This window comes from Acidithiobacillus albertensis (assembly GCF_001931655.1).
In the GTDB taxonomy this organism is placed as follows: Bacteria; Pseudomonadota; Gammaproteobacteria; order Acidithiobacillales; family Acidithiobacillaceae; genus Acidithiobacillus; species Acidithiobacillus thiooxidans.
The window spans coordinates 1,931,337-1,935,404 of the sequence record NZ_MOAD01000001.1 but is presented as its reverse complement, the minus strand read 5'-3'; the positions used below and the strand labels follow the sequence as shown (position 1 = coordinate 1,935,404).

Genomic DNA, 4,068 nt, shown 5'->3' with positions numbered 1-4,068 from the left:
TTTTGTGCTTGCGGTACTGTCTTGCGATGGCTATCCTGCCTTTTTCTCCAGTGAGCATCTATTTTGATGGAAGCCATCGCGGATAATGTATTCTCACTCCTGCGCGAAACATCGCTTTTTTCGGCCTGGCCCGAAGCGTTGCTGGATTCCCTGCTGAAGCACAGCAAAACAGTCCATTTGGCATCAGGCGATATTCTGTTTGTCGAAAAGGCGACCGCAAATGCCTTTTATCTGGTTCTTTCCGGTCGTATTCATCTGATTGCTGCTGCCGCCACTGGTCAGGAAAAAATTGTTGAAATTATTCGGGAAAACGATCTGTTTGCCGAAGCCGTTGCTTTTCTGGGGGGACGTTATCCAGTAACGGCCGCTGCGGAAGGTTCCACAACGGTTCTGGAAATACCCCTTGCCTTGTTTCTGGAAATTCTGGAGCAAAGGCCCCAGTTGATGCGGCAGATGCTGGCGCGACTGAGTATGCGCTTGCATTTTCTGGTCAAGGAGCTCCGCCAGCTCAGTGTCGAGTCGGCAGAGCAGCGTCTGGTGAGTTATCTGCTGGATTTGTGTCCGGCTCTGGATGCTGCAGCCGTTGTGGAGCTTCCCGCCAAAAAATCAGCAGTAGCTGCCCGTCTGGGCTTGACCCCGGAAACCTTGTCCCGCTTGCTATTGCGCATGCGCAAAGCCGGGCTGATTACAGTCAATCGCCGCGTTCTGGATATTCCCGATCCACATGCCCTGCAGTGTTGGGCTGCCGGGCATACGAAATAACGTTTGAAATAGTCGGTCGTGATGGTGTCAGGATCAGCAGGACTGTGATAGCAAAAACTCCCGAAGTACCACAGCACCATTATGGATTTTATCGTGGGCGGCATACAGCAGAATGACCGGCCGACCCTCCGCATTATCCAGTAAACGACCGGCGTCTTCCTGGTGCTCGGCAAGTTCGTTCAGATAACGCTCACGAAATTCGGTCCAGCGATCTTCCACGTGCCCAAACCACTGACGCAAAGCGGTGCTGGGTGTGAGTTCCTTGGGCCAGTCGTCCAGGGGAAGATCCTCTTTGCGCACCCCGCGCGGCCAGAGGCGTTCAGCGAGCACGTGGTAGCCTGCCGGTAGAGGGCGCTCATAGACGCGCCAGGTAATGATCTCAGGGGATTGCGATTGTAAGAACGAATGGGATGTCATGGTATATGTCCCTCCTTCTCCAGGCGGTTTAAGAGCAAAAGAAAATACAGCGCGCCAGCATAGGGTTGCCAAGGCTGCAACCTTTTGGCTACCTGCGTATAGTCCGGAGCAGACTTTTCTTCCAGCCACTGATACAAGGCCTTGCGGGCACCTACATCATCACCTGGGAACACGTCCAGACGCCCCAGCCCGCGCAGTAACACATATTCTGTAGACCAACGGCCGATGCCGCGCAACTGATGCAGGCGCTGTGCGGCTTCAGAATTGCTCAGGCCTTGCCAGTTTTCACGCGCCAACTGACCTGCTGCAGCACTTTCTGCAATGCCTTGCAAGAACTTCGCCTTCTGGATGCTGAACCCCAGGCTGCGCAGGCTGGCTGCTTCCAGCTGCAGTAAGGTGGCAGGGTTCGGGAAAGGCACAAACGAGTTCGTTGCTTCGGGAGCGTTACTGCACAGCCTCGCCATGCGATTGAGCAGGAGAATGCCGACGTGCAGACTTAATTGCTGGCAGGCAATGGCATTACTCAGCGCTTCGAAAAGAGAGGAAAAACGCGGCGGCCTGAATCCTTGAAAGCGATCCGCCAGAGCTGCCAGCCGCAAGTCGCTGGCGGCCATCGCGTAGAAGGGGCGAAGATCCTGGTCCAGACCCAGCATCCACGAAAGTTGCCTGCTGACCCAGGCAACGCTTGATGCATCAACGCAGTTCCCCCGGACTTCTCCTTCCAGCAGTGGCGTCCTGCCTGCCTGAGTTTGCCAAAGCCGGACCTCCAGCCTGTTTCCTGAATATTGCCAGGCCCGCCGGTAGATTTCGCCATCCCAGGCATCTATCTGATTATGGGCCTGACGACGGAGCACCCAGACGGTCAGGTCCAGGCGGAAGGGCGCGGGCGGGCTGAGCGTAAAACGGCTTGCGGCCTGTTTCATGGATCATTCCGAACAGCGCATACACTGCACCCCATACCGTTTGATCCAGGCCTCCAACAAAATAATCTAACCATTGGGCGCAAAAGCATCAAAGTAGATATGGTTATGGGAGACGCCATGGGAAAGCAGTAAATCAATGGCCGCTTCTATCATGCCGGGTCCGCCACACAAATACACTTCATGATCCTGCCAGTGGCCGTTGGCTGCCACCGTGGGCAGAAGACGGCGGGCACCTTTCCACTGCGTATCTTCGCCATCGGAAATGGTGGGTGTAAAAGTGAAATGAGCATACTGTCCGGCCCATTGCTGCAGGGTTTCCAGATGGTAAAAATCCCGCTGTTTTTTGGCGCCGTAAAAAAGATGAATCGGGCGGGTTTGCCCAATGTGCATACTTTCCTGAATGATGGCTTCAATAGGTGCCAACCCTGTTCCTGCGGCAATACAGAGCAGGGGCCGCGTATTATCCTGGAGAGCGAAGTCCCCTTGTGGCGGTCCGAGCGTGATTACTTCGCCGGGCTGTGCCCGGTAAAAAAGCCAGCGACTGAACAGACCACCCGGAAGTTCACGGATATGAAAAACCAACTCGCCCCGGTCCTGCGGAGGGGTGGCCATGGAGTAAGAACGCCATTGATTTTCCTGTCCCGGCACGGCCATCCGTGCATATTGCCCGCTTCGGTATGGATAGGGTTTTTCCGGCCGTAACCGCAGTTCCAGTACATTCCAGGCCAGTTTGCTCAACCCCACAATTTCAGTATTCCAGATGTCCCCGGAAATCACTTCAGCTTGCAGCCGCAGATTACTGCGCGGATATAGCTTGCACAAAATGGCCATGCCCGCAGCGCGCTCGGTTGGCAATAAAAGCAGGGGCATGAAGGGTCCCTGCTCACTTTCTCCGGACAGGATGGTGCCCTTGCAATCTCCGCAGGAACCGCTGGCGCATCCATGTTTAATGGCCACATGATGGGCTTTTGCCGCTTCGACAATATTCTGGTTTTCATCCGCCTTGAAGCGGACACCGGAGGGCTCCAGACAAATTTCGTATTCCATGGCGTCACCTCATCAGCGTGGCGCAGCGGAAATATCCTTGCGCCACCGGTATGCTCGAATCACACAGCAGGCGGAACGTCGTCGATGGTGACCGGGACAAAACGGGAAGGGGCCATTGCCTCATAGGCGGCCTCAATACATACCGTGGAAGCGAGGTTATAGGCCTCAATCCAGGATTCTGCCATTTCCTGAGTCCATGCAGCGCCCAGAAAATGTTTCAGGGTATTGAGCAGGCTTTTCCCGACGATGGGATAATGTTCCGGACGCGTATCATATTTGATGTGTGAAATGCCCAGTTCTTTCAGATAAGGGACCAACACTTCCAGATTGTCGATAGTGGTCGCAATCAGAATGACCGAATTAAAAAGCCGAATACGTTGTTCGGTCATGTCTCCCGGAAACATTTTCCGGACTTCCGGAAAATGCGTAAACATATAATTATAAAAGTGCTCGGCAACCTGAACACCCAGGTCTTTCACAGCTGCACCACTGGACTGGATCAGTTGAATATTGATGCTCATTACGGATGACTCCTATATGTGTATTTGGTGGATAGGCTGCGTAACACAGCCAGCGTTTTAGAGAATAAGGATTGGTTAATGGAATTTCCTTGATTTCGGTCAAGTTTACGAATGTCCCGGTTTAGCTATTCTGGCGAATGATGACCTCCGCCCGCTGTTGAGCCTGCAGCAGTTCAGTGCGATATACCGTGCTTTCATATCCTTGGGTCGGGGTGGTGGTCAGGGGCTGGAGTACGGAATGTTTTTGTCCGGGTTTCCAGTGCAGTTGTGCAATCATGGAAAGCCCCGGACGCAAGGGGTGTTCCGCGAGTTCCCTGGCAGGTATGGCAATACGTACCGGCACGCGTTCCACAATATGAATGTAATTTCCGGTGGCATTCTCTGGGGGCAGAATGCTG

General features: G+C 54.0%; 5 protein-coding genes and 1 pseudogene. 1 reads left to right on the top strand and 5 read right to left on the bottom strand.

Features of this window, described 5'->3' with window-relative positions; genetic code table 11:
- The first annotated feature begins 66 nt into the window (after positions 1-66).
- On the top strand, positions 67-762 hold the full coding sequence (locus BLW97_RS10070; protein WP_075323062.1) for a Crp/Fnr family transcriptional regulator: 696 nt from the start codon (positions 67-69) through the stop codon (positions 760-762).
- 33 nt (positions 763-795) lie between these two features.
- Here BLW97_RS10070 and BLW97_RS10065 read toward each other — a convergent pair whose 3' ends face one another.
- The 5 genes and pseudogenes from BLW97_RS10065 to BLW97_RS10045 form a co-directional block, all read right to left on the bottom strand.
- Positions 796-1,179, bottom strand: a complete 384-nt coding sequence (locus BLW97_RS10065) for a DUF488 domain-containing protein (RefSeq protein ID WP_075323061.1) — start codon at positions 1,177-1,179, stop codon at positions 796-798.
- Positions 1,176-2,102, bottom strand: coding sequence for a DNA-3-methyladenine glycosylase 2 (locus BLW97_RS10060; RefSeq protein ID WP_075323060.1), 927 nt, complete (start codon positions 2,100-2,102; stop codon positions 1,176-1,178). Before BLW97_RS10060 ends, BLW97_RS10065 begins: the two co-directional genes overlap by 4 nt.
- A gap of 66 nt (positions 2,103-2,168) precedes the next feature.
- Positions 2,169-3,149: a 2Fe-2S iron-sulfur cluster-binding protein gene (locus BLW97_RS10055; protein ID WP_075323059.1), complete on the bottom strand. Its 981-nt coding sequence runs from the start codon at positions 3,147-3,149 to the stop codon at positions 2,169-2,171.
- A 59-nt stretch (positions 3,150-3,208) separates the two neighbouring features.
- Entirely contained in the window at positions 3,209-3,670 is a 462-nt protein-coding gene (locus BLW97_RS10050; RefSeq protein WP_010642122.1) for a globin domain-containing protein, read from the bottom strand.
- 121 nt (positions 3,671-3,791) lie between these two features.
- Positions 3,792-4,068: pseudogene (locus BLW97_RS10045) on the bottom strand (HlyD family secretion protein); the annotation flags it as partial.